This window comes from Staphylococcus sp. EG-SA-17 (genome assembly GCF_017151845.1).
Classification (GTDB): Bacteria; Bacillota; Bacilli; order Staphylococcales; family Staphylococcaceae; genus Staphylococcus; species Staphylococcus aureus.
On the sequence record NZ_JACVZO010000161.1, the window covers coordinates 1 to 248 of the forward strand.

Annotated in this window: 1 pseudogene; it reads right to left on the minus strand. The window is 33.9% G+C overall.

From position 1 onward, the window contains the following. Positions 1-110: 110 nt before the first annotated feature. A pseudogene (locus tag IDG65_RS14960) lies at positions 111-248 on the minus strand (hypothetical protein); the annotation flags it as partial.

The window sequence follows — 248 nt, forward strand, 5'->3', positions numbered from 1 at the left end:
CAAGCGTTGCTTCTAAGTTAGTATCTTCTGATAAAAATGTTAATACAGAAGAAAATGCTAGTGGTAATGTTAGTGAAACATCTTCATCAGATGATGATCCTGAAGCGCTATTGGATAATTACAACACCAGTCATTCCACCTAAAATAACAGCGATAAATAATAAAGGACGCATTAATACATATGGGAAATAAATTTCATGAATACCACCTAAGAAGTGGATAATTCCAGCACCATATGACGTTGCTTT